Origin of the sequence: Erwinia sp. 9145, from assembly GCF_000745075.1 — a bacterium.
GTDB lineage: Bacteria > Pseudomonadota > Gammaproteobacteria > Enterobacterales > Enterobacteriaceae > Erwinia > Erwinia oleae.
Genome location: NZ_JQNE01000001.1, coordinates 446,870 through 470,910, shown reverse-complemented (window position 1 = coordinate 470,910; position 24,041 = coordinate 446,870). Strand labels below are relative to the sequence as shown.

The 24,041-nt window shown below is 56.1% G+C and carries 23 protein-coding genes; 11 read left to right on the top strand and 12 right to left on the bottom strand.

Going from position 1 to position 24,041, the window contains the following annotated elements; genetic code table 11:
• The first annotated feature begins 9 nt into the window (after positions 1 to 9).
• A complete protein-coding gene (locus FA91_RS02385) occupies positions 10 to 804 on the top strand; it encodes a PTS sugar transporter subunit IIC (RefSeq protein ID WP_034912182.1) in 795 nt (264 codons plus the stop codon).
• Positions 804 to 1,622 carry a PTS system mannose/fructose/sorbose family transporter subunit IID gene (locus tag FA91_RS02380; protein ID WP_034912180.1) on the top strand — a complete coding sequence of 273 codons (819 nt, stop codon included), beginning with the start codon at positions 804 to 806 and terminating at the stop codon, positions 1,620 to 1,622. Before FA91_RS02385 ends, FA91_RS02380 begins: the two co-directional genes overlap by 1 nt.
• Positions 1,623 to 1,782: 160 nt before the next feature.
• Here FA91_RS02380 and ispH read toward each other — a convergent pair whose 3' ends face one another.
• From ispH to ribF, 5 genes are read right to left on the bottom strand one after another with little or no spacing between them, the layout of a single operon-like run.
• The gene (gene ispH, locus FA91_RS02375; protein ID WP_034912178.1) at positions 1,783 to 2,736 is read right to left on the bottom strand and encodes a 4-hydroxy-3-methylbut-2-enyl diphosphate reductase; all 954 of its coding nucleotides are present in this window, start codon (positions 2,734 to 2,736) and stop codon (positions 1,783 to 1,785) included.
• A complete protein-coding gene (gene fkpB / locus FA91_RS02370) occupies positions 2,717 to 3,187 on the bottom strand; it encodes an FKBP-type peptidyl-prolyl cis-trans isomerase (protein ID WP_034912176.1) in 471 nt (156 codons plus the stop codon). Before fkpB ends, ispH begins: the two co-directional genes overlap by 20 nt.
• Positions 3,188 to 3,196: 9 nt before the next feature.
• Complete coding sequence (lspA, locus tag FA91_RS02365; protein WP_197060467.1) at positions 3,197 to 3,697, bottom strand: signal peptidase II; 501 nt, start codon at positions 3,695 to 3,697, stop codon at positions 3,197 to 3,199.
• Complete coding sequence (gene ileS, locus FA91_RS02360) at positions 3,697 to 6,513, bottom strand: isoleucine--tRNA ligase (RefSeq protein ID WP_034912173.1); 2,817 nt, start codon at positions 6,511 to 6,513, stop codon at positions 3,697 to 3,699. Before ileS ends, lspA begins: the two co-directional genes overlap by 1 nt.
• 30 nt (positions 6,514 to 6,543) lie before the next feature.
• A complete protein-coding gene (gene ribF / locus FA91_RS02355; RefSeq protein WP_034912172.1) occupies positions 6,544 to 7,482 on the bottom strand; it encodes a bifunctional riboflavin kinase/FAD synthetase in 939 nt (312 codons plus the stop codon).
• A gap of 305 nt (positions 7,483 to 7,787) precedes the next feature.
• Between ribF and rpsT the strand changes: the two genes are divergently transcribed.
• Positions 7,788 to 8,051, top strand: a complete 264-nt coding sequence (rpsT, locus tag FA91_RS02350) for a 30S ribosomal protein S20 (RefSeq protein ID WP_034912170.1) — start codon at positions 7,788 to 7,790, stop codon at positions 8,049 to 8,051.
• Between the two features lie 106 nt (positions 8,052 to 8,157).
• On the opposite strand, the gene nhaA is transcribed toward rpsT, so the two are convergent.
• Entirely contained in the window at positions 8,158 to 9,318 is a 1,161-nt protein-coding gene (nhaA, locus tag FA91_RS02345) for a Na+/H+ antiporter NhaA (RefSeq protein WP_034912168.1), read from the bottom strand.
• 88 nt (positions 9,319 to 9,406) lie between these two features.
• The gene (locus FA91_RS02340) at positions 9,407 to 10,336 is read right to left on the bottom strand and encodes a LysR family transcriptional regulator (protein WP_034912167.1); all 930 of its coding nucleotides are present in this window, start codon (positions 10,334 to 10,336) and stop codon (positions 9,407 to 9,409) included.
• A 403-nt stretch (positions 10,337 to 10,739) separates the two neighbouring features.
• Here FA91_RS02340 and FA91_RS02335 point away from each other — a divergent pair, with 403 nt between their 5' ends.
• From FA91_RS02335 to FA91_RS02320, 4 genes are read left to right on the top strand one after another with little or no spacing between them, the layout of a single operon-like run.
• Complete coding sequence (locus tag FA91_RS02335) at positions 10,740 to 11,528, top strand: SDR family NAD(P)-dependent oxidoreductase (RefSeq protein ID WP_231566744.1); 789 nt, start codon at positions 10,740 to 10,742, stop codon at positions 11,526 to 11,528.
• Positions 11,518 to 12,018: a DUF1097 domain-containing protein gene (locus tag FA91_RS02330; protein WP_034912165.1), complete on the top strand. Its 501-nt coding sequence runs from the start codon at positions 11,518 to 11,520 to the stop codon at positions 12,016 to 12,018. The genes FA91_RS02335 and FA91_RS02330 overlap by 11 nt, the downstream gene beginning before the upstream one ends.
• A gap of 33 nt (positions 12,019 to 12,051) precedes the next feature.
• Positions 12,052 to 12,522, top strand: coding sequence for a DoxX family protein (locus tag FA91_RS02325; RefSeq protein ID WP_051936967.1), 471 nt, complete (start codon positions 12,052 to 12,054; stop codon positions 12,520 to 12,522).
• Between the two features lie 53 nt (positions 12,523 to 12,575).
• Positions 12,576 to 12,995, top strand: a complete 420-nt coding sequence (locus tag FA91_RS02320) for a hypothetical protein (RefSeq protein WP_051936965.1) — start codon at positions 12,576 to 12,578, stop codon at positions 12,993 to 12,995.
• A 61-nt stretch (positions 12,996 to 13,056) separates the two neighbouring features.
• Here the strand turns inward: FA91_RS02320 and dnaJ are convergent, their stop codons facing one another.
• Together dnaJ and dnaK are read right to left on the bottom strand one after the other, a co-directional pair.
• The gene (dnaJ, locus tag FA91_RS02315; RefSeq protein ID WP_034912164.1) at positions 13,057 to 14,193 is read right to left on the bottom strand and encodes a molecular chaperone DnaJ; all 1,137 of its coding nucleotides are present in this window, start codon (positions 14,191 to 14,193) and stop codon (positions 13,057 to 13,059) included.
• A 107-nt stretch (positions 14,194 to 14,300) separates the two neighbouring features.
• Positions 14,301 to 16,214 (bottom strand): molecular chaperone DnaK, encoded by a 1,914-nt coding sequence (gene dnaK, locus FA91_RS02310; RefSeq protein WP_034912162.1) that lies wholly within the window; start codon positions 16,212 to 16,214, stop codon positions 14,301 to 14,303.
• 309 nt (positions 16,215 to 16,523) lie between these two features.
• Between dnaK and satP the strand changes: the two genes are divergently transcribed.
• Positions 16,524 to 17,087: an acetate uptake transporter gene (gene satP, locus FA91_RS02305; protein ID WP_034912161.1), complete on the top strand. Its 564-nt coding sequence runs from the start codon at positions 16,524 to 16,526 to the stop codon at positions 17,085 to 17,087.
• Between the two features lie 53 nt (positions 17,088 to 17,140).
• Here the strand turns inward: satP and FA91_RS02300 are convergent, their stop codons facing one another.
• The 3 genes from FA91_RS02300 to tal form a co-directional block, all read right to left on the bottom strand.
• Positions 17,141 to 18,436, bottom strand: coding sequence for an MFS transporter (locus tag FA91_RS02300; RefSeq protein ID WP_034912159.1), 1,296 nt, complete (start codon positions 18,434 to 18,436; stop codon positions 17,141 to 17,143).
• 128 nt (positions 18,437 to 18,564) lie between these two features.
• Complete coding sequence (gene mog / locus FA91_RS02295) at positions 18,565 to 19,152, bottom strand: molybdopterin adenylyltransferase (protein WP_034912158.1); 588 nt, start codon at positions 19,150 to 19,152, stop codon at positions 18,565 to 18,567.
• 105 nt (positions 19,153 to 19,257) lie between these two features.
• Positions 19,258 to 20,211 carry a transaldolase gene (tal, locus tag FA91_RS02290; RefSeq protein ID WP_034912157.1) on the bottom strand — a complete coding sequence of 318 codons (954 nt, stop codon included), beginning with the start codon at positions 20,209 to 20,211 and terminating at the stop codon, positions 19,258 to 19,260.
• 206 nt (positions 20,212 to 20,417) lie between these two features.
• Between tal and yaaA the strand changes: the two genes are divergently transcribed.
• The 3 genes from yaaA (at position 20,418) to FA91_RS02275 (ending at position 24,038) form a co-directional block, all read left to right on the top strand.
• Positions 20,418 to 21,194: a peroxide stress protein YaaA gene (gene yaaA / locus FA91_RS02285; protein WP_034912156.1), complete on the top strand. Its 777-nt coding sequence runs from the start codon at positions 20,418 to 20,420 to the stop codon at positions 21,192 to 21,194.
• A gap of 151 nt (positions 21,195 to 21,345) precedes the next feature.
• On the top strand, positions 21,346 to 22,365 hold the full coding sequence (locus tag FA91_RS02280) for a hypothetical protein (RefSeq protein ID WP_034912155.1): 1,020 nt from the start codon (positions 21,346 to 21,348) through the stop codon (positions 22,363 to 22,365).
• 2 nt (positions 22,366 to 22,367) lie between these two features.
• Entirely contained in the window at positions 22,368 to 24,038 is a 1,671-nt protein-coding gene (locus FA91_RS02275) for a hypothetical protein (RefSeq protein WP_051936963.1), read from the top strand.
• Positions 24,039 to 24,041 lie beyond the last annotated feature (3 nt).

Here is a 24,041-nt window from a genome sequence, read left to right as displayed (position 1 = left end):
GAGGCCGCTATGGCTTTGGAAGCGATACTCATCGGTATTCTCTGTTACCTTGGCGCGCTCAGCACGCCCTGGCTTTTTGGCCTTACCGGCGGCTGGTATCTGCTCACCCGTCCGCTGGTTTCGGGAATGCTGGTCGGCATAATTCTTGGCGATGTGCAAACCGGCATCATTGTTGGCGTGGCCGTGCAGGCCGTTTACATTGCTATGGTGACGCCTGGCGGATCGATGCCTGCCGATCTGAATTTCGTCGCCTTTCCCGCGATTGCGCTGGGCATTCTCTCTGATAAAGGGCCGGAAGTGGCGGTGGCGCTGGCCGCCACAATTGGTATTGCCGGTACGGTACTGTTTAACGCCATGCTGGTGCTGAACTCATGGTGGAACCACCGCGCCGACATGGCGTTGGAAAAAGGCGATGAGCGGGGGGTTTACCTCAATAGTGCTGTCTGGCCGCAGATCACCAACTTTCTGATGCGCTTCATACCCACCTTTATCGCAGTCTATTACGGCGCACGCTATATCAACGGGTTTATGGAAAGCCTGCCGCAGCTGGTTTTGTCGACAATGAACGTGCTTGGCGGCATTCTGCCTGCGGTAGGCATCGCCATTCTGCTAAAGCAGATCATCAAAAACTACAGCATGCTGATCTACTTTCTGGTGGGCTTTATCTGCATCGTGTTTCTCAAGCTGAATATGGTGGCGCTGGTGGTGGTGGGCAGTCTGCTGGCGCTGATCCATTACAACTATAAACCAGAGCCCCGGTCGACAGGCATGATGAAACCGGGTGATGAAGAGGAAGAATTCTGATGGAAGAACGGAAACTAAACCGCCGGGATCTGCGCCGTTGCTGGCGCAGCTGGATGATGTATAGCCTCTCATCGATGAGTTTTGAACGACTGGCGTCCTTTGGCTTTTGCCTGAGCATGATGCCGGCCGCGAAGAAGCTCTATCCCGATGAGCAGGAACGTAAGGAGATGCTGAAACGACATGCCTCTTTTTATAACGTTGAACCGCAGTTAGGCGCAATTGTTAACGGCATGGTGCTGGGGTTGGAGGAAAAACGCGCCAACGGTGAGCCTATCGACGGCGAGACGATCAACACGCTGAAAGTTGGCCTGATGGGGCCGGTGGCGGGTATTGGCGATTCCATGATCCCCGGCATGCTGATCCCTATTCTGCTCAGCATCGGCATGGCGCTCGCCGCGGGCGGCAGCCTTCTCGGCCCGCTGTTTTATTGCGTGGCGTGGCTGGCAATTATCCTGCCAGGCTCGTGGTTTTTGTTTTTAAAAGGCTACCACATGGGCTCTGGCTCGGTTGAGATGCTGGTAAGCAGTCAATCAAACCGATTGCGCGAAGCGCTGTCGCTGCTGGGTGTTTTCGTGATGGGTGGCGTAGCGGCAAGTTACGTGAAACTCGGCACCGGCCTGGAATTTATCACACGGGACGGCGTCAACATTCATGTTCAGCAGATGTTGGACGGTATTTTCCCGCAACTGCTGCCGCTCAGCGTGGTCATTGGCATCTGGTTTCTGATGGCAAAACGCGCCCTGTCGCCGGTGAAAGCGATGCTCTTGCTGCTGGCTCTGGCAGCAGCAGGCACGGCGCTGGGGCTGTTTACCGGATAATAAAAAGAGGAGCGAAGCGACACTGTTGGCCAGCATTGTCTCAACAGGCAAACCCCGCCTTTTCATAGCATTTGGCCGTTTGTCGTCTTCTTTTGCTACTGTACCGGCAAAAAAATACCGGAAGGCGTTAACCTTCCGGCATTTTTAATAAAAGCCGCTGTCAGGTCACTTCGCGTACGTCGACCCGCAGTTCTTTCGGCACTTCAAAAACAATATTCTCTTCGCGACCAATCAGTTCAATCGCCACATCGCCGCCGTAGTCACGCAGCCGCTGGATCACCTCCTGCACCAGCACGTCCGGCGCGGAGGCGCCAGCCGTCACGCCAACGCAGCTTACGCCTTTCACCCACTCTTCCTGAATATCATCCGCAGAGTCGATCAGGCGGGCCAGCTTACCGGCGCGCTGCGCCAGTTCCGCAAGGCGGTTGGAGTTAGAGGAGTTACGCGAGCCCACCACCAGCACCACGTCGGCATCCTTCGCCAGCGTGCGCACCGCTTCCTGCCGGTTAGTGGTGGCATAGCAGATATCGTCCTTGCGCGGCCCGACGATCTTCGGAAAACGGTCGCGCAGCGCATCAATGACCTCGTAAGTATCATCGACCGACAGCGTGGTTTGCGTCATAAAGCAGAGGTTCGCCTCATCTTTAACCTGAAGCTTATAGACATCGGCGGGCGACTCAACCAGGTACATGCCCCCTTTCGGGTTATTGTACTGGCCCATGGTGCCTTCCACTTCAGGGTGCCCCGCATGACCAATCAGGATTGCCTCGGTGCCTTTACGACTGGCACGCGCCACTTCCATATGCACTTTTGTGACCAGCGGACAGGTTGCATCGAACAGCATGGTCAGATCGCGCGCTTTTGCTTCAGCGCGTACCGCCTGAGAAACGCCGTGCGCGGAGAAAATCAGGATTGAGCCGTCCGGCACTTCTGTAATCTCTTCAATGAAGATTGCGCCGCGCTCACGCAGGCTGTTAACAACGTAGCGGTTGTGCACCACTTCGTGGCGAACGTAGATCGGCGCGCCGTACATCTCCAGCGCGCGCTCAACGATGCTGATGGCGCGGTCAACGCCCGCGCAGAAGCCGCGAGGATTAGCCAGCAGAATTTGCATTGGTTGCCTCCAGCGCCGGATCGATCTCCAGCACTTCAACGTCAAAATGAACGGTCTGTCCGGCCAGCGGATGGTTAAAATCTACGGTGATGGAGTCGCCGGAAATTTCGCGGATCACCCCTGGCATTTCGTTGCCGTCCATGCCGCTGAACAGCATAATCGCGCCGATTTCCGGCTCGCCCGCTTCGGTGAAATCACGGCGGGAGAAATACTGGATCAAATCGGGGCTGGTGAGGCCAAAAGCCGCCTCCGGCACCAGCGAGAAGGCTTTTTTCTCACCCTGGCGCAGACCGATCAGTTCCGCTTCCAGCGCGTCCGACAGGCTGCCGTCGCCAAGGCTGAACAGCGCCGGTTTGCCATTATCGCGCGTCGATTCCGCCGTGGAGCCGTCTTCCAGCTTCAGCGTGAAATGCACCAGTACTGCGCTGTCATGCTGTACAGAATCCGTCATGACCTGCCCTTAATTTTTTGCACGTTTGCCGGACGGACTGAGAAAGCCCTCCAGCACGATCAGCGCGGCACCGATACAGATGCCGCAGTCAGCGATATTAAACGTCGCGAAGTGCCAGTTGCCGACATAGAAGTCGATAAAATCAACCACAAAGCCGTGATAAGCACGATCGAACAGGTTGCCCGTCGCGCCGCCGACGATCAGCGCATAGGCCACGTTGTTTAACCGGTTACTGGCTGGCGTGCGATACATCATCACCAGCAGCGCGACCACAATGGCTACCGCAATACCGGCAAAGAACCAGCGCTGCCAACCGCCCTTGTCGGCCAGAAAGCTGAACGCCGCGCCGTAGTTGTGTGCATAAAAAAAGTTGAAAAACGGCATGATCGACATCGACTGATGCAGTTGCAGCGTGTTCATGATCCACTGCTTGCTGGCAAAGTCGACGACGATCACCACCACCACCAGCCACAGCCAGCGAAGTCCGGTTGAGAGTAAAGGTTTACGCATTATGCAAATTTACGCTGTTCGCCGTCACCGGCTACGTTGGTAACACAGCGTCCGCAAATATCCGGATGCTCCGCATTCTGACCAATGTCAGTAGTGTAGTGCCAGCAGCGCGGGCATTTCTCGCCTTCGGCCTTGTTCAACGCAATTTTCAGACCTTTCAGCAGTTCGCTTTGCTGCGCATCGGCAGTGGCGAGCTCAAGATCGGCCACCTGCGCGCCTGAAGTCAGCAGCACAAACCGCAGTTCGTCGCCCAGGCTGGTCAGTTTTTGCGCCAGTCCGGCCTCGGCGTAAAGCGTAACGCTTGCTTCCAGCGAACCACCCACGCGCTTCTCGGCACGCGCCTGCTCGATAACCTTGTTGACTTCACCGCGCACCTTCAGCAGATCCGCCCAGTAAGCATCGTTCATTGACTCGTTTTCTGCGAGACCAAACAGCCCGTCAAACCACTCTTCGGTAAAGACGTATTGCGCACGCTTGCCGGGCAGTTCGTTCCAGATCTCATCCGCCGTGAAGGACATGATCGGCGCCATCCAGCGCACCAGCGCTTCGACAATGTAGAACAGCGCGGTCTGGCAGCTACGGCGCGCCAGGCTGTCACGCTGCGCGGTGTACTGGCGATCTTTGATGATATCAAGATAGAAAGACCCCATCTCAATCGAGCAGAACTGCATCAGACGCTGCACCACTTCATGGAAATCATAGCGGTCGTAGGAAGCGATGATATCGTCCTGCGCCGCTTTAGCGCGTCCGACCGCCCAGCGATCCAACACCACCATCTCTTCCGGCCTGACGCTGTCGGTTTCCGGGTTGAAGCCATTCAGGTTCGCCAGCAGGAAGCGCGCAGTGTTGCGGATGCGACGATAGGCGTCGGCGGAGCGTTTGAGGATCTCATCGGAAACGGCCATTTCGCCTGAATAGTCCGTTGAGGCGACCCACAGGCGAAGAATATCACCACCCAGCTTGTTCATGACATCCTGCGGCGACACCGTATTGCCGATAGATTTCGACATCTTGCGGCCCTGGCCGTCAACGGTAAAACCATGCGTCAACACCTGACGATAAGGCGCTTTGCCTTTCATCGCCGTTGAAATCATCAGTGAAGACATAAACCAGCCGCGATGCTGATCCGAGCCTTCCAGATACATATCCGGCGAATGCCCCTCAAATTCAGGACGCGCATCGACAACCGAATAGCTGGTTGAGCCGGAATCAAACCAGACGTCAAGTGTATCGGGCACCTTAACGTAGTTTTCTGCGTCATCGCCCATCAGATCTTTCGCATCAAGATCCCACCAGGCCTGGATGCCGTCCTGCTCAACGCGCTGCGCGACTTTTTCCATGAGTTCCAGCGTATCGGGATGCAGCTGCTCGGTGTCTTTGTGCACAAACAGCGCCATCGGCACGCCCCAGGTGCGCTGGCGTGAGATACACCAGTCCGGACGGTTAGCGACCATTGATTCAATACGCGCCTGGCCCCAGTCCGGGATCCACTGCACGCTTTTAATTTCGGAAAGCGACTGCGCACGCAGCCCTTTTTGATCCATGCTGATAAACCACTGCGGCGTGGCACGGAAAATGATTGGTGTCTTGTGGCGCCAGCAGTGCGGATAGCTGTGCAGCATTTTTTCCACATGCAGCAGCGCGCCTTTATCTCGTAACAGTTCAACCACGCTGTCATTGGCTTTAAACACGTTGACGCCGTCCAGCCCCGGATACGTTCCTGGCAAATAGCAGCCGTCCGGGCCAACCGGATTGGCCGTTTCAAGACCGTATTTTTGACCAATAACGTAGTCGTCAGGGCCGTGGCCCGGCGCGGTATGCACCGCTCCCGTACCGGCATCCAGCGTTACGTGTTCGCCCATCACCACCGGCGAGGCGTAGTCAAGGAACGGGTGCGCGAAGGTCATCAGCTCCAGCGTGGCGCCTTTCGCTTCGCCCAATACCTGCCATTCGGCGATACCGGCACGCTTCATCACGCTCTCAACCAGGTCTTTAGCCAGGATCAGCGCGCGACCGTCAATCTGCACCAGTTGATAATCAAACTCAGGATGCAGAGAGATGGCGCGGTTAGCGGGCATGGTCCACGGCGTGGTGGTCCAGATAACCAGCGCGATCGGGCCGTTAACGCTGTCGGCGCCAAATTTTGCGCGCACGGCGCTGGCGTCGGTGGCGTTAAACATCACGTCGATGGACGGCGACATTTTGTCGTAATACTCAACCTCGGCCTCGGCCAGCGCGGAGCGGCAGTCCATACACCAGTGCACCGGCTTGGCGCCTTTGTGCAGATGGCCGTTGCCGATGATTTTGCCCAACGCGCGAATGATATTGGCTTCGGTTTTAAAGTTCATCGTCAGATAGGGACGATCCCAGTCGCCCAGCACGCCAAGGCGGATAAAGTCTTTTTTCTGCCCGTCGACCTGTTCCGCAGCGTATTTGCGGCAGGCTTCACGGAACTCGGCGGCAGTGACTTTTTCGCCCGGCTTGCCAATCATCTGTTCAACTTTATGCTCAATCGGCAGGCCGTGGCAGTCCCAGCCCGGCACGTAGGGCGAATCGAAACCCGCCAGGCCTTTGGACTTAACGATAATATCTTTCAGAATTTTGTTAACTGAGTGACCAATATGAATGCTGCCGTTGGCGTAGGGAGGGCCATCGTGCAGGATAAAGGTTTTTTTCCCTTTTTTGGCTTCGCGAATGATGCCGTACAGGTTGTCATCATACCAGCGTTGCAGCATGCCCGGTTCGCGTTTGGCCAGATCGCCACGCATCGGGAACCCGGTTTCCGGCAAATTCAGGGTAGATTTAAAGTCACTCATCAGATTCTCAGTTCCGTATTTCGATTCTGTTTAAATCGGTGTTTTCAACCCAAAGAAAGTCCGGGCGCTCACCACATCTTTAGCAATTTGTTCTTTAAGCGCGTCAAGTGAAGCAAAACGCTGCTCATTTCGTATTTTTTCACGCAGCACCACCTCGATATGGCGACCATACAGGTCGATTGCAACGTCCAGCAGGTGAACTTCCAACTGCTGACGCATACCGGCAACGGTAGGACGCGTCCCAATGTTTGCCACGCCGGGCAGCGGATGCGACGCAATGCCGCGAACCTCAACGGCATACACGCCTTTTACCGGCGAAACATAACGTTTGAGCGGCAAATTGGCGGTAGGAAAACCGATGGTTCGGCCCAGCGCGTCGCCGTGTACCACGCGGCCCGAGATGCTGAAGGGATGGCCCAGCAGCGAGGCCGCAAGTTCGAGGTTGTCATCCGCCAGCGCCTGACGGATGGCCGTGCTGCTGATGCGCTTGCCGTCATTGCAGAACGTTTGCGTACTGATAACGTCCATGCCGTGTGCGGCGCCCGCCTCCTGTAATAACAGGAAATCGCCTTTGCGACCAGCGCCAAAGCGGAAATCATCACCCACGGCAAGAAACTTCACGCCCAGCTTATTTACCAGCAGGTCGTTCACAAAACTCTGCGCGTCGATCTCAGCGAAGCGGCGATCGAAACGAATGCAGAGAACGGTATCCACGCCCGCTTCGCTGAGGTAGCGCAGTTTCTCCCGCAGCCGGGTAAGGCGCACGGGCGCGTTACCGGCGGCAAACAGCTCAAGCGGCTGCGGTTCGAACAGCATCACCATGACCGGCAGGTTTCGCCTGCGACCCTCTTCGCACAGTCGCGCCAGCAGCGCCTGATGGCCACGATGCACGCCATCAAAATTGCCGATAGTCAGCACGCAGCCTCGATGCTGCTCTCTGAGATTATGTATCCCGCGGATAAACTTCATGGCTGGCTCAGTTGGGTGGAAATCGGCGGATTATACCTTGTACAGCGATGAAAATTAACCCGCGAATGCGGCTTTACGGGGCATTTTATGCCACAGAAGCGGCCTGCGTGCGGCATTCTCATTTTTATTATGATTAAGCTGTATTCGCCAGCCCGAAGCTGGTAGAATCTTGCGCCATCAAAACGTAACCAGGCGTCGTCATTTCAGCGGCGCTTATTTGCACAAATCCATTGACAACCTGGGGCGGAAGAGGCATATTCCTCGGCCTTTGAATTGTCCTCATAGAACTATTTGGGAGTTGGACCTTGGCTAATATCAAATCAGCTAAGAAACGCGCCGTAACGTCTGAGAAGCGTCGTAAGCAAAACGCTAGCCGTCGTTCAATGTTGCGTACTTTTATCAAGAAAGTATACGCGGCTATCGCTGTTGGCGATAAAGCGGCTGCGCAGAACGCATTTAATGAAATGCAACCAATTGTGGACCGTCAGGCTGCTAAAGGCTTGATCCACAAAAACAAAGCGGCACGTCATAAATCAAATCTGACTGCACAGATCAACAAACTGGCTTAATCGCCAGCTGTTAATCGGCTTTGAAAGGAAACCGGCTCTTTGCCGGTTTTTTTTATGTCCGCCATTCAGTAACGGGCCAGCTCCTGAAGAGCCAGCCTGAATACTCTCAGCGAAGTTTTATCCGCAGCAGCACGTAGCCCACCACCGCAGAAACGATGGACCCGGTAAGAATGCCGAGCTTCGCCAGCGTGACCATCTCTTCATGAGCGGCATCAAACGCCAGCGATGCAATGAAAATCGACATGGTAAAACCAATGCCGCAAAGCACGCCGATAGCGGCGATGTCGCGCATTCTGGTGCCTTCCGGCAGCGCAGCAATGCCTGTTTTCACCGCAAGCCAGCAAATCAGCGTAATGCCCACCGGTTTGCCGACAAACAGCCCAAGTATGATGCCGAGCGGCACGGCAGAAACCAGACCGTCCAGCGACACGCCGCTCAGCGTCACACCCGCATTGGCAAAAGCGAATAACGGCAGGATCAGCCAGCCCACCCACGGCGCCAGGCCATGAGCAAGATGGATGGCGGGCGAATGGCCATTTTGTTTTTCAATCGGGACGAAGAAGCCCACAATGACGCCCGCCAGCGTCGCGTGGATACCTGATTTCAGTACCGCCACCCACAGCACAATGCCAACCAGCATATAAACCGCCACGCTGCGCACGCCAAGGCGATTCAGCAATGCCAGCACCGCTACCGCCCCCGCCGCGACGCTCAGCGACGCCAGAGAGAGATCCTGCGTATAAAAGAAGGCGATGATCAGAATGGCGCCAAGATCGTCAATCACTGCCAGCGCCATCAAAAACATCTTCAGCGCAGGCGGAACGCGACTGCCAAGCAGGGCTAAAATGCCCAGTGCGAAAGCGATATCGGTGGCGGTGGGGATCGCCCAGCCATGTATGGCCAGCGGATCGTTATGATTAAGAAGCGTATAAATCGCGCCCGGCATTGCCATGCCGCCAATGGCGGCAATCAGTGGAAACATCGCGCGCTGCCGCGTGGCCAGCGAGCCTGAAACCAGTTCGTGCTTAACCTCAAGGCCAATCATCAGGAAAAAGAGCGCCATCAGCGCGTCGTTGATCCACAGCAGCAGATTTTTGCTGATATCAAGCGAGCCAAAGCGAAACTCAACCGGCATAGCCAGTAACGCGTGATAGGCCTGTTGGCTTGCCGCGCTGTTCGCCAGGATCATCGCCACCGCCGCGGCAATGATTAACACCACGCCGCCCGTTGCTTCACTTTTCAGTACTCTTTTCAGTCCCCATTTCATCAGGGCATTCCTTTAAAACAGAATAAAAACGTGGGCAACAGCATACGCGTAATGTGCCTGTGTAAGAATGGAAAACGTCATATAGCCATTAACCTGCGGTATCATTAACCGTGCTCAATGGGCCAAATTTTTTTTCATATAGCGGGCTGAGCCAGTCGATAAAAACCCGCACGCGTTGGGAAAGCTGTCGTTGATGAGGATAGAGCGCTGAAACAGGCATATCGGGGCTTTTCCATCCCTTCAGAACTTCAACCAGATCGCCGTCGAACAGGGCATCTTCAACATGGAAGCGAGGAAGTTGGATTAACCCGCAGCCCTGCATCGCTCCGCTGACATAGCTCCCGGCATCGTTCACCGACAACCAGCCGCCAGTCTCAAAGCTGCGACGTTGTCCCCCGACAAACAGTTCAACCGGATAGTCTGATGCCCCACTGCTGGCAAAAAACCTGACAGCCTGGTGGGATGCCAGTTGATCAGGATGCGTGGGCGTGCCGAAACGGCGCAGGTAACGTGGGCTGGCGCAAATGAGTTGCGGCATAACAGCCAGTCGGCGCGCCGCCAGACTGGAATCTCTGGGCTCTCCCGCCCGGATGACACAATCAATCCCCTCAGGGATCAGGTTGGCTAACCGATCGCCACTGCTGATAACCAGCTCAATATCAGGATAGCGCGTGTGGAAAGTATCGATCTCAGGCAGGACAATATGTGCCGCATGAATACCATGCATTCCCACGTGCAAGATCCCTCGGGGATTGATCGCTATATGGCGCAGGGATGACTCTGCATTATCCAGATCCGACAGGATTTGTACGCAGCGCTTATAGAACGTATTCCCGTCCAGGGTGGGCCGAACATGACGTGTCGAGCGTTCAAGCAATCGCACCTGGAGCCGGGCCTCCAGTGCCTTGATGGCGTGGGTGGCCGTTGCACGTGGGATCCCCAGCGTATCGGCCGCCTGGCTGAAACTGTTCAGTTCAACAATACGGGTAAAGAGTTGCAGTGCAGCCAGACGATCCATAGTTTGTCGCAGTAAATCCGCCGGAAAAAGGGTGGCTCATCATACCGCCTTATTATTGTAAAAACTGTCAACTAATGTAATCTTTTACGGTGCATTCCTCGCTGCATTGGCTATTTTTACGCTAAAAAAGCGCTTTTCTGCATTTAATTATTGATGCATATTGAATAGTCATATTCATTTCACACCATTTATCTTTTCCTGGAACAGTGGGACTCTCATTTTACAGACAGGCTTCGCCGCGACGGCCGCCTGTTAAGACTTCCCATTTACAGGAGAGAACTATGGCTTACACCATACTGGTTACGGGTGCGTCATCGGGTTTTGGGCTGATGGCAGCACGTGCGCTTGCCGGGGCAGGACACGTCGTCTATGCATCAATGCGCGAAACGCAGGGCCGCAACGCGTGGTCGACATTACCCGGTGGGCCACAGATCATGCGGTGGATCTCCGCACGGTTGAACTCGACGTACAGTCTGAAACCTCCATCGCTGCGGCCATCACGAATATTGTGAATGAGAACGGTTGCCTGGATGTGGTTGTTCATAATGCCGGGCATATGGCATTCGGCCCGGCGGAAGCCTTCACGCCAGAACAATTTGCCCAACTCTATGACATTAACGTCCTTGGCGCACAGCGGGTTAATCGCGCTGCCCTGCCCGTCATGCGGCGTCAGGCGCAGGGATTGCTGGTTTGGGTCGGAAGTACAAGCCATCGTGGCGGCACGCCTCCCCTGCTGGCCCCCTATTTTGCGGCCAAAGCAGCCATGGACGCCCTGGCGGTCAGCTATGCGGCCGAACTGGCGCCCTGGGGTATCGAAACCAGTATTGTCGTGCCGGGCGCATTTACCGGTGGCACAAACCATTTCCTGCACGCCGGCGAACCCGCCGATACCGCGCGGCAGGGCGAATATGATACAGGCCCCACTGCCGGGTTGCCGGATGACGTTCTGAAAAATCTCGCCGCCTGTGAGCCGCCCGATGCCGATCCGGCCAGCGTCGCGCGCGCCATCGTCGACGTGGTCGATACGCCTTTTGGTCACCGACCCTTTCGTGTACATATCGATCCTTCCGATGATGGCTGTGCCGTCGTTAATGCCGTGGCCGACCGTATCCGGGCAGAGTTTCTGCGCCGCATTCATATGGGCGACCTGTTATCACCCCGTCAAAAGGGAGTCGTTCACCATGGTAAATAACGGCTGGGGTAAACATCTCAGGATTGTATTGGGCGAGTCTTTCGTCGCCTCATCAGCCGCTACGATCGGGACGCTGGTATTTGAGGTGCCGGTGTGGGCGATGTTCATCGGCTGGATCGCTTTTTTCACGCGCGGTTTAAATTTGCGCAGCGGTCTGGTCAATCTTGCCTGTGTATTAATCGGGTTGTTACTGGGCATCGCCGCCGCCAACGCGTTACCTGTTCTTGGTCCGCTACTCGGTGCTTACGCCATCAGCGTGGTGGTCGTGGTGATCACCGCGATCGCTCTCTCACTGGCCAGAGCGCCTGTATTCAATAACCTGCTGGCTTTCTTTCTCGGACTGGTTGCCTGGTTTGCTGCGCATCTGCCTCCCTCACCTGGCGCGCTCTTTGACCTTGGGCTTGCGGCAACCCTCGGCACCCTGGCCGGGTTCCTTGCCCATGCGTGGCAGCGCCACGTCAATACACCGTCATCTACCACGGCTCAATAATGGCCCGACGCATCGAAAGGAAAGGAGAACGTGATGAAAAATTATGCGCAGAATGTTTACAGCCAGGCTGCCAGCCGGGCAGCGCAATTTGAACCTGCTGCATACGCCCTGTTACGCATCGCCTTTGGTGTTATTCTTTTTACCCATGGCCTTCCTAAGGCGCTTGGCGCCTCACACGGTTCCATGGGTGATCCAATGGCAGGATCGATTCATCTTATCGGTGATGTCATGGGATTACCCTTTGCGCCACAGGTGGCTTTTCTGATTATGTTACTGGAAACGGTCGGCAGCATGATGCTGGTATTGGGCCTGGCGACACGCGTCATAGCCATGATCTTTGCTGGCGAGATGGTGGGTATCAGCGTGGCACTCGGCCCTACATGGCCGTGGATCGATCGGGGAATCGAATATCCGATTCTGATGGCATTCCTGGCATTCTATATGGTGGCGCGCGGTGGCGGCCGGTTTTCCGTCGATTGCAAATGGCGTCAGCATCAACGATAGTATTCGTCAGTCCTGACCCTTATTCATCACTCAACCCGTTAAAAGGAAAGGAAATGATCCCCCTGTTCCTGACCGCCGCCCTCTCGACCACCACAGCAGGCAGCGCTCCGGTCGATCCACGTCAGATAGTGGAGGCCTATTATGCGGCGCTCGAACATAAAGAGTATCGTTCAGCGTACCTGTATTGGAGCCGGGCGGGAGAGGCAAGCGGAAAAACCTGCAAACAGTTTCGCGACGGCTTCAGTCAGACAGCCCACACGCGCGTCATCACCGGTAAAGCTGAAAACGCAGACGCCGGCATGAGCCAGCGCTGGATCGACGTGCCGGTCGACGTCTTCGCAACGCTTAAGAGCGGCCAACAGCAGCATTTTCACGGACGTTATACCCTGCACCGTGTGGCCCGGGGCGTTGGCGCGTCCGCGGAGGCAGAGCAGTGGCATCTTTATTCGGCCAAACTGAAGATCGTCCGTTAACGGAAGCATAAGTAAAACGGGCAGCCTGAAGGCCGCCCGTTTGTCGTTTACAGCGTTTGAACTAGCGCGTCAGGTCATCAAAGAACTTTTTCACGCCGTCGAAAAAGGTTTTCGAACGCGGGCTGTTCTTCTCGCCGCCCGGGCCGCCGAAACTTTCATCCAGTTCACGCAGCAGCGATTTCTGCTTGTCGCTGAGATTAACCGGCGTTTCAACCACCACGCGGCACAGCAGGTCGCCTGTCGCGCCGCCGCGTACGGACTTCACGCCCTTGCCACGCATGCGGAACAGCTTACCGGTCTGTGTTTCTGCGGGTACCTTCAGCTTAACGCGCCCGTCCAGAGTCGGCACTTCAATCTCGCCGCCCAGCGCGGCCATAATGAAGTTGATCGGCACTTCGCAATAGAGGTTGTTCTCTTCACGTTCAAAAATGTGGTGCTTACGCACCTGCACCTGAACGTAAAGATCGCCCGGAGGCGCGCCGTGTTCGCCCGCTTCGCCTTCGCCGGTAAGACGAATGCGATCGCCGGTATCCACGCCCGCCGGAATTTTCACCGACAGCGTTTTTGAACGCTCAACGCGGCCGTGGCCGTGGCAGGCGTTGCAGGGATCTTTAACGATCGAACCGCGACCATGACAGGTCGGACAGGCCTGCTGTACGGTAAAGAAGCCCTGACGCATCTGCACCTGGCCCTGACCATGACAGGTTGGACAGGTCTGCGGCTGCGTGCCCGCTTTTGCGCCGCTGCCATGACAAACGTCGCACTCTTCCAGCGTGGGAATACGAATTTCTTTGTTCACGCCGCGCACGGCTTCTTCCAGCGTCAGCTCCATGTTGTAGCGCAGATCCGAGCCGCGCGCCGCACGCTGCTGGCGACGACCGCCGCCAAAAATATCGCCAAACACGTCGCCGAAGATATCGCTGAAGTCGGCGCCGCCGCCGCCATAGCCTCCGCCGCCACCCATACCGCCCTGTTCAAAAGCGGCATGGCCGTACTGATCGTAGGCCGCGCGCTTCTGCGCGTCGGTCAGAATTTCGTAGGCTTCCTTGACCTCTTTAAATTTGGCTTCCGATTCTTTGTCACCCGGATTGCGATCGGGATGGAGTTTCATCGCCAGGCGTTTATAGGCCTTTTTGATTTCACGCTCTTCCGCCGATCGGGAGACGCCTAAAATCTCGTAATAGTCTTTTTTCGCCATTCTGGTGGTCCTGCCCTTAACATGCATGCACGGGCGTGGAGAAACTCCGCGCCCGTGCTGGTTAATCAGTGGCTCCGGTCAGAGCCACCGTGCCCGCTCAAGGGCGATTATTTTTTGTTGTCTTTGACTTCTTCAAACTCTGCGTCAACCACATCGTCGTCCTGCTTCGCAGACGCATCGCCTGCGTCGGTCGCGCCGCCCGCAGCCTGCTGCTGAGCAAACTCCATCAGCTTGCTGGATACCTGCATCAGCGCCTGCATTTTGGCTTCGATTTCAGCTTTGTCTTCGCCTTTCAGCGCGGTATTCAGCTCGGTCAACGCGGCTTCGATAGGCGCCTTGTCGTCCGCCGGCAGTTTATCGCCCGCTTCGTCCAGCTGCTTACGCGTGCTGTGGGACAGATGATCGGCCTGGTTGCGAATCTGCACCAGCTCCTCGAATTTGCGATCCGACTCGGCATTTGCTTCCGCGTCACGAACCATTTTTTCGATCTCATCGTCGTTCAGGCCAGAAGACGCCTTAATGGTGATCTTCTGCTCTTTACCGCTGTTTTTGTCCTTAGCGGAAACGTGCAGGATGCCGTCGGCATCAATATCGAAGGTCACTTCGATCTGCGGCATACCGCGCGGTGCGGACTGAATACCGTCGAGGTTAAACTGGCCCAGCGATTTGTTATCCGCCGCGCGCTTACGCTCACCCTGAACCACGTGAATGGTTACCGCAGACTGGTTGTCCTCAGCGGTAGAGAACACCTGGCTGTGCTTGGTCGGAATCGTGGTGTTCTTGCTGATCAGCGAGGTCATCACGCCGCCCATGGTTTCGATACCCAGCGAAAGCGGAGTAACGTCCAGCAGCAGCACGTCTTTCACGTCGCCGGCCAACACGCCGCCCTGAACCGCCGCGCCAACGGCAACGGCTTCATCCGGGTTAACGTCTTTGCGTGGCTCTTTACCAAAGAACTCGGCAACTTTCGACTGCACCATTGGCATACGGGTCTGACCGCCCACCAGGATCACATCGTTGATATCGGAAACGGACAGGCCTGCGTCCTGAAGCGCCACCTTCAGAGGCTCGATAGAACGGGTTACCAGATCTTCAACCAGTGATTCCAGTTTCGCACGGGTCACCTTAATGTTCAGGTGCTTAGGCCCGGTTGCATCCGCCGTGATGTACGGCAGGTTAACGTCGGTCTGCTGGGCAGAAGAAAGCTCAATTTTCGCTTTCTCGGCGGCTTCTTTCAGACGCTGCATTGCCAGCGGATCGTTGTGCAGATCGATACCCTGATCTTTCTTAAATTCAGCCACCAGATAGTTGATCATACGGCTGTCGAAGTCTTCGCCACCCAGGTGGGTATCACCGTTGGTCGCCAGCACTTCAAAGGTTTTTTCGCCATCTACTTCATCGATTTCGATGATGGAGATATCGAACGTACCACCGCCGAGGTCATACACCGCGATGGTGCGGTTGCCCTGGCCTTTATCCATACCGTAAGCCAGCGCGGCTGCGGTAGGTTCGTTGATAATACGTTTAACGTCCAGACCGGCGATGCGGCCTGCGTCTTTGGTTGCCTGACGCTGTGCATCATTGAAGTAAGCAGGCACGGTGATCACGGCTTCGGTAACCGGCTCACCCAGGTAATCTTCTGCGGTTTTCTTCATTTTCTTCAGCACTTCGGCAGAAATCTGCGGCGGTGCCATTTTCTGGCCTTTCACGTCCAGCCATGCGTCACCGTTATCAGAACCGGTGATTTTGTAAGGCATGATTTTGATGTCGCGCTGGACTTCTTCGTCCTGGAAACGACGGCCAATCAGGCGCTTGATAGCAAACAGGGTATTCTGTGGGTTCGTCACGGCCTGACGTTTAGCAGGCTGGCCAACCAGCGTTTCACCGTCCTGGGTGTAGGCGATGATCGATGGCGTGGTGCGATCGCCTTCAGCATTTTCCAGAACGCGCGCTTTGCCGCCGTCCATAATCGCGACACAAGAGTTGGTCGTACCCAGGTCAATACCAATAATTTTACCCATCTACACTTCTCCCACTTAAATTTGGTTCAAATCAGGTTATGCACACTTAATGCGGGCTGTTTTGACCGTTTCAACCGTCGTCGCCACGCTTTTTTTCAATATCCATAACCCTGGATGCCAAATAAGATGGGGCCATCCACCCCCGCATCAAGGGGCAAGGCGAAAAATATTTCGTTTTATATTTCCCAGATCAATGTTTACTCCTCCCCGGATCATTATGATGCCGCGCTGCTGGCTAATCCGGCGGCAGGCGATGCCTGTACGTCACTGACCGCTCTTTTCTATTATTTCTGTTTCCGCTGAGGACATATGCATAACACGAAGTTGGCGAATCCTGGTCCGCTGGGCCTGATGGGATTCGGGATGACCACCGTTTTACTTAACCTGCATAACGCAGGCTTTTTCCCGTTGACCTCCGTGATCGTCAGCATGGGGATCTTTTTTGGCGGTCTGGCACAGATTTTTGCCGGCCTGCTGGAATATAAAAAAGGCAACACGTTCGGCCTGACCGCTTTTACCTCTTATGGCTGCTTCTGGTTGAGCCTGGTGGGAATTTTAGTCCTGCCGCGCATGGGACTGGCAGAACCGACCCCTCCGGCATTCCTCGGTGTCTGGCTGGCGCTGTGGGGCGTCTTTACGCTGTTTATGTTCTTTGGCACGCTGCGCGCTAACCGCGCGTTGCAGTTCGTTTTCGCCAGCCTGACGCTGCTGTTCGCGATGTTGGCAATCGGCAATATCAGCGGCAATGCGGCGCTGCTGAAGCTGGCTGGTTATGAAGGTATCCTCTGCGGCGCCAGCGCGATCTATCTGGCAATGGCAGAAGTCATTAACGAACAGCTGGGCGGCAAAAAGTTGCCGACTGGCGAAATATAAACGCGCCCTGCATTGTGAAATAAAATGCCCTGCCGGTTACGCAGGGCTTTTTTTTATCCGTGAATAAGTCGCGCGCTGCTGTTCAGGTCGCGCCGCAGGTAAACGCCGGTGAGCAGCCCGATAAGCGACAGCGCGAGAATATAATAAGCGGGTGCCAGCGGCGTTACCGCCATCACCAGCGTGACGCAGATTGGCGTCAAGCCGCCGAAAATGGCGTACGCCACGTTATAGGAGAAGGAGATGCCGGTAAAACGCACTTCGGCCGGGAAAGCGCGCACCATCACGTAAGGCACCGCGCCCACCACGCCAACGCTGTAACCTGCCAGCGCGTAGCTGGCAAACAGCATCTCCGGGTGCGTGCCCACCGAGTGATAGAACAGCCAACTGCACAGTGCTAACAACGCGCTGCCGACAATGAGAGTTTTGCTGGCGCCAACGCGATCGGCGGCCAGGCCTGCGCTGATACAGCCGGCGATCAGCGCAAGGGTGGCAAGGCTGTTTGCCTGAAGCGCCTGCTCAGCGGCAATGCCGTACTGTTTTTGCAGCCAGGTTGGCGTCATCAGGATCACCACCACGATACAGGCGGAAAGCAGCCAGGTCAGCAGCATACAGACCGCCACCTCTTTTTTGTGCTTCATCACCACCGCCTTCAGCGGCAGCTCTGCCGACAATGCCTTACGCGCCTGCATCCGGACAAATACCGGTGTTTCATGCAGCCAACGCCGTAGCCAGAGCGCAATCAGGCCAAAAATTCCTCCTAAAAAGAAGGGAATACGCCAGCCGTTTGCCGCCACCTGCTGCGGCGACATCGTGCTGGTCACCAGCGTCGCCACCACTGAGCCTAACAAAATACCTGCGGTGAGTCCGGCGGTCAGCGTTCCGCAGGCAAGGCCGATACGCTTTTCGGGCACGTGTTCAGCTACAAAAACCCAGGCGCCGGGCACTTCGCCGCCGATCGCCGCGCCCTGCAAAACGCGCAGCAACAGCAGCAGTACCGGCGCGGCGATGCCGATTGTTTGATAAGTGGGCAGCAGGCCCATTGCCAGGGTCGGCAATGCCATCAGCAGAATGCTGAGACTGAACATTTTTTTGCGCCCTTTGCTGTCGCCGAAGTGCGCCATGATGATGCCGCCCAGCGGGCGCGCCAGATAGCCTGCGGCGAAAATGGCAAAGGTTTGCAGCTGACGCAGCCAGTCCGGGATGTCTGCCGGAAAGAACAGATCGCCCAGCACCGCGGCAAAAAAAACGAAAATGATAAAGTCATAGAATTCGAGCGCGCCGCCGAGTGCGGCGAGAGAAAGCGTTTTGTAATCCTGTCGGTTCAGGCGGCGATGGCTATCGTGATGCATAATTTTTCAGGCATATCCACAGTAAAAGGTATGAGACGCTGACGCGCGCCCGTAAAGCTGGCTTTACTATACCGTCCATTTACCGATACACCAGCGAGGCTGGATTTTATGCCTGAAATTCTCTTTTTTTAGCCGTTTGTTTCGCGTCGGGCGCTTTTGGGGCGAAAAGCTGCTACCACATTCTCATTTGTTTCAACATATGGCCCCTCAAGCAGCTGGATACAATAAGGAATGCTGGCGAAAATGCCATGAACCTTCTGCTTGCCTGCGGCATCCCTGACGCCTTCAAGCGTTTCTTTAATCGATTTCGGCTGGCCCGGTAAATTGATAATCAGCGACTGCTTGCGGATCACGCCCATCTGTCGGGAGAGGATCGCTGTGGGCACAAAGTTCAGGCTGATTTGGCGCATCTGCTCGCCGAAGCCAGGCATCTCGCGGTCGGCGATCGCCAGCGTGGCATCGGGCGTAACATCCCGGCGCGCCGGGCCGGTACCGCCGGTGGTCAGCACCAGATGGCAAAAAAGCTCGTCCACCAGCTCGCAAATCGCCTGCTCTATCATCGGCTGCTCATCCGGCACGAGGCGCTTTTCCAGTTCAAACGGCGTTGACAGCGCCTGCGACAACCAGCTTTCCAGGGCGGGCAGCCCCTGATCCTGATAAACGCCGTTAGCAGCGCGATCGGATACTGAAATTAATCCTATGCGTAGTGTATTCATTATTTTTTTACCCGATCCCCGGCCGGAGAGGGCGCGGGCTGAGGTGATAACCAGGAAGTACCAGGCGAGGTAAAACCGCTGGCCGAAACCAGCGGCATGTCAGGCTTACAGCAGATCGGCAATCATCTTATCGAGTTTGCCCTGATCAACGGCGAAGTTGCGAATGCCCTGCGCCAGTTTGTCCACCGCCATCGGGTCCTGGTTATGCTGCCACAGGAACTCAGACTCGGTCATTTTCGCCGGACGCGCCTTCACGTCGCCAGCCCAGGCCAGTTTGCGTTCCAGCGCGCCTTCGCTCTCTGCCAGCTCTTTTAGCAGGCCGGGAGAGATGGTTAAGCGATCGCAGCCGGCCAGCTCAATGATTTCGCCAATGTTGCGGAAGCTGGCGCCCATCACCACGGTTTCATAACCGTGCTGCTTGTAATATTTGTAGATTTCGCTGACGGAAACCACGCCCGGATCTTCGTGCGCGGCGTACTCTTTTTTATCGGTATTGGCTTTGTACCAGTCAAGAATACGGCCAACAAAAGGCGAGATCAGGAACACGCCCGCTTCCGCGCAGGCACGCGCCTGAGCGAAGGAGAACAGCAGCGTCAGGTTACAGTTGATACCCTCTTTTTCCAGCTGCTCTGCGGCACGGATGCCCTGCCAGGTCGACGCGAGTTTGATCAGGATACGATCGTTGCTGATGCCTGCATCGTTATAGAGTTTGATCAGCGTCCGGGCTTTGTTAATGCTGCCCTCGGTGTCGTAAGAGAGGCGCGCATCCACTTCAGTCGAAATACGGCCGGGCACCAGCTTGAGAATTTCCAGACCAATATTGACGTTCAGCTTATCGGCCGCGTGCTGGATCTGCTCGTCCCGGTTGCTGCTCTGGTCACGCGCCCAGCTCACCGCATCGTCAATCAGCTTGCGGTATTCCGGGATCTGCGCAGCGCTGAGGATCAGGGAAGGGTTCGTCGTCGCGTCCTGGGGCTTGTAGAGCTTCATCGCTGCGATGTCGCCGGTGTCGGCAACAACAGTCGTAAGTTGACGCAGGGAAGTCAGTTTATCCGTCATGGTGGCCTTTCTCATCAGAGTGAAGTTATCAAAAGGGTCTGCCCGCGATAATATCACGCGTCGGAAGCCGCGCAAGGTCAGCGTTTCATGGCGCGTCCGCGTCGCTTATCGCTATGGCAGCGATTTGCCGCTTGCCACCTCTTTTTTGCTACAGTAACGCTTTTCCGCTTTCGCCCGCACGGGCACATTTACATAAGGACTCAGGCATGCTGATGGTCATTTCTCCGGCGAAAACGCTGGATTTTGAAAGCCCGCTGGCCACACGGCAGTTTACCCAGCCCGCGCTGCTGGATGATTCACAAAAGCTGATTGAGGTCGCGCGTAAACTGACGCCAGCACAGATTGGATCGTTGATGAGAATCAGCGACAAGCTCGCGGGTCTCAATGCAGAACGGTTTAATGACTGGCAGCCGCCCTTCACGCTGGAAAATGCACGGCAGGCGATCCTGGCGTTCAAAGGCGATGTCTACACCGGGCTTGAGGCAGAAACCTTCAGGAAAAAAGAGTTCGACTTCGCCCAGCAGCATTTGCGCATTCTTTCCGGCCTTTACGGCCTGCTACGCCCGCTGGATCTGATGCAGCCCTACCGGCTGGAGATGGGTATCCGTCTGGCGAATCCACAGGGCAAAGATCTCTACGCTTTCTGGGGAGAGAAGCTGACAGAGGCGGTGAACGCGGCGCTGGCGGAACAGGGCGACGAGGTAGTAATCAACCTTGCGTCGGATGAGTATTTTAAAGCCCTCAGGCCAAAGCAGGTTAACGGGCAGATTATTAAACCGGTGTTTCTTGATGAGAAGAACGGCAAATACAAGGTCATCAGCTTTTACGCTAAAAAAGCGCGCGGACTGATGAGCCGCTTTATTATTCAGCACCGGCTGAGCAAGGTAGCCGATCTGAAAAAATTTGACGTTGACGGCTATGCATATTCAGCCGCTGAGAGCAGCGACAGCGAACTGGTGTTTAAACGTGCCGAAAGGGCATAACTTTTTATTACTCTCAGCGTGGTTTGGGCGCCTGAATCTGCCTTATTCCTCGTGCTGCCATACCGTTTGTTTATACCTGCCCCCGCTGGAGGAACTGTGACAGTTTTATGACTCACCCACTCCCATTGCTTGTCACGATGCAGGAGTGGTTATGGATCAGCGGGCGTTATGCAAATCGATTAATGAACGAGCCTGGCAGGCCGCGCAACCCCGGGCGAACCCTGCGGATGCACGCCTTGAAAACGCTCTGCCTTCCTCTGCGCGGCCGTGGCTGACCGCCACCGCTGCGCAATTCGCTATCCCGGAGGATGCCTGTCGTCGCTTCAGCGAAAACGGGTTAATCAAGCTTGATGCGCTGCATGCCGTCATGGTGTGCCAGCAGGCGACGCCGGTACCGCTCTGGCTGGCAACCGGTTACCTGCGCAAGCCGTCCGCGTTGCACGCCGACTTCTGGTACGAATCCCTCCTGCGCATCAATGATGTTGCCATGACGATGAACGGCATCGGCCTGGCGGTTGATGAGGAAGGTAATGCATTACTCACCCGGCGACTGGCGGTGGATGAGGTCGACGATGCCGATGCGCTGGCAGACATTCTTAATGATTTTAACAGCTTAGCGTCCTGCCTGATCGATTTAACATTTTCCGCAGCGCAGGCGGGAGCAACGCAACCCCCCGAAGAACCGGCTGCTGCGCCGCTGGCGCCGTGGATCGCCGACTGGCAGCAGCAACATGCTGCCAGAATTGATGCCCTGGCAAAACGGGCCGTGTCTTCGCAATGGCATTATTCTTTGCTGCAACAGGCCGTAACGCAGTTGCGTTTATCGCCCTCTCAATATGTTCAGGATGGCTGTTCCTGCCAGTTACGTCTGTCGGAAAAAACTATTTCCGTGCTGGCTGACGGCGACGGACGCCACCTGCACCTCCTTGCACCGCTGGCTCTCCAACTCTCTCAGGACGTTGAGGCGAAGCCGCTTTTGTTAGCGAACAGTGAACTTCAGGTTCTCACGCACTGCTCGCTGGCCCTCTCGGGCGACACGCTGTGCCTGGTGTGTCGCTGGGATTCTTCCGGACTTGACGGCGACGCGCTTGCCGCCTGGCTGGCAGACTTTATGACCCTGAGCATCGCCCTCGATCGTCGTAAACAAATCGCCAACTCAGCAGGGAGGTAACAATGAGCAATCCTGTACAGCATTCAACCGGCAGTTTTGCCATGACCGCAACCGGGCAACATGCCGACCTTGAGAGCGGAGCGCCGGCCGCGACGCCGCCGCCTCGTTCAGCACGGGTCGCCAGCGCCGTTTCGCAATTTTTCTCCACTCTGCCTGGCAATACAGCGTCAATGGCTGGCAGCGGCTTCAAACATGCAAAAAACGGCGGCGAACGCGTGCTGGGTGGCATGAAAAAAGGCGGCGAATACACCTGGAGCGGAATGAAAACGGGCGGGAAATATACCTGGAGCGGGATGAAAACCACCGGAGATCTCGCCTGGAAAGGTGCGAAATGCGTGGGCAAGGAAGGCTGGAAAGAGGGCCAGGCCACTGCCGTTTCTCTGGCGAAATTTACCGCAGCGCCGCTACAAAATAAGGCATGGGGCGCGCTGTGCGGACATACGCTGCAACAGATGGTCACCTGCGGCTTACCGACCATGATGCGCGAAGAAGCCTTTATTGAAACCTATAACCTGATGCTGCCTCATATGGTTGAAAAAAGCCCGGCGGCGGCGGTCGGCTTGCAGGTTGCGCTGTCGCTGGCGAATATTGCCGCGCATCATTACATTCGCGAACCGCGTCTGGCGCGTGACCCACAGAACAATGAGGTTGCCGTTCGCGGCCATTTCGGCCTGAGTCCCAGCCAGGCGGCGGTGATTAAGCAGGATAAACCTGCACTGTGGACGGCCATGCAGACGCAGCATCAGAACGACTCGAAGCGCGTCAGCGGACAGCAGGTGATGGCCGAACTCATGAATATTGGCCTGTCGGTCGCCGGCGCGGTAACGGGAAATCCGGCGCTCACTACGCGCGTCCTCAGTTCGCAGATACGCAATGTGGGCTATGCCGCCGCGCGGGAAACGCTGAATGCCACAGGAAGCGCGGTGGCCTCCCGCGACGGTAAGCCCAGTTTCGGCGTCAACGATGACAATATGAGCACCAATGGCGCCTGGTACACCTGCTCAACGCTGGCAATGGGCATGCTCCAGGATGCGTTAATCCAGCGGGCGCTTCCTGAGGGGTACAGCGTTTCCGGCCCGGAAATTCGGGACGCTTCCGGTCAGCGACTCAGTGGCCAGGAACTGCACCAAATGGGCGCGTTGGTTTCGGGTATTCGAGCTGCCTGCAATACCGTCATCGAAACCGGCGATGCATTTCTCGGTAAACACTACGACAGCAAACAGGTTGGCGATGGGCAGAAATTATCCCTGTCGCTGCCAATGAAGGATTATGCGCGCCTGTTGGATCACTCGGTGGCGCGCCTTAGTTGGAACAATTTCGCCAGCGGCAGCACGCTTGCAGCTCAACAGGTTCTGAACGCCATAACGAAAGGCAAGGTTTCGCCTGCTTTTTCAAGCCTGTTCAACAACGCGGGTACCGCCGCCGCCTTTGGTTTAACCTACAAAATGGTTAATCAGATTTACCAGGCACACAGTAAGGTGCGTGCCGCCGTGGCGCAGGCGGAAAACCATCCGCCTCATCCGGAAATTGCTGATGAGGATCGCATCACCGATGTGACGGACAGCGAAGAACCGGCACCTGAGAGCGCCGACAATGACCGTATTACTCAGATAAGGGACAGGGAAGAGCCGGCACCGGCTTCCGTCACAGCGCGTTCAGGCCCGGCGACCTGAACG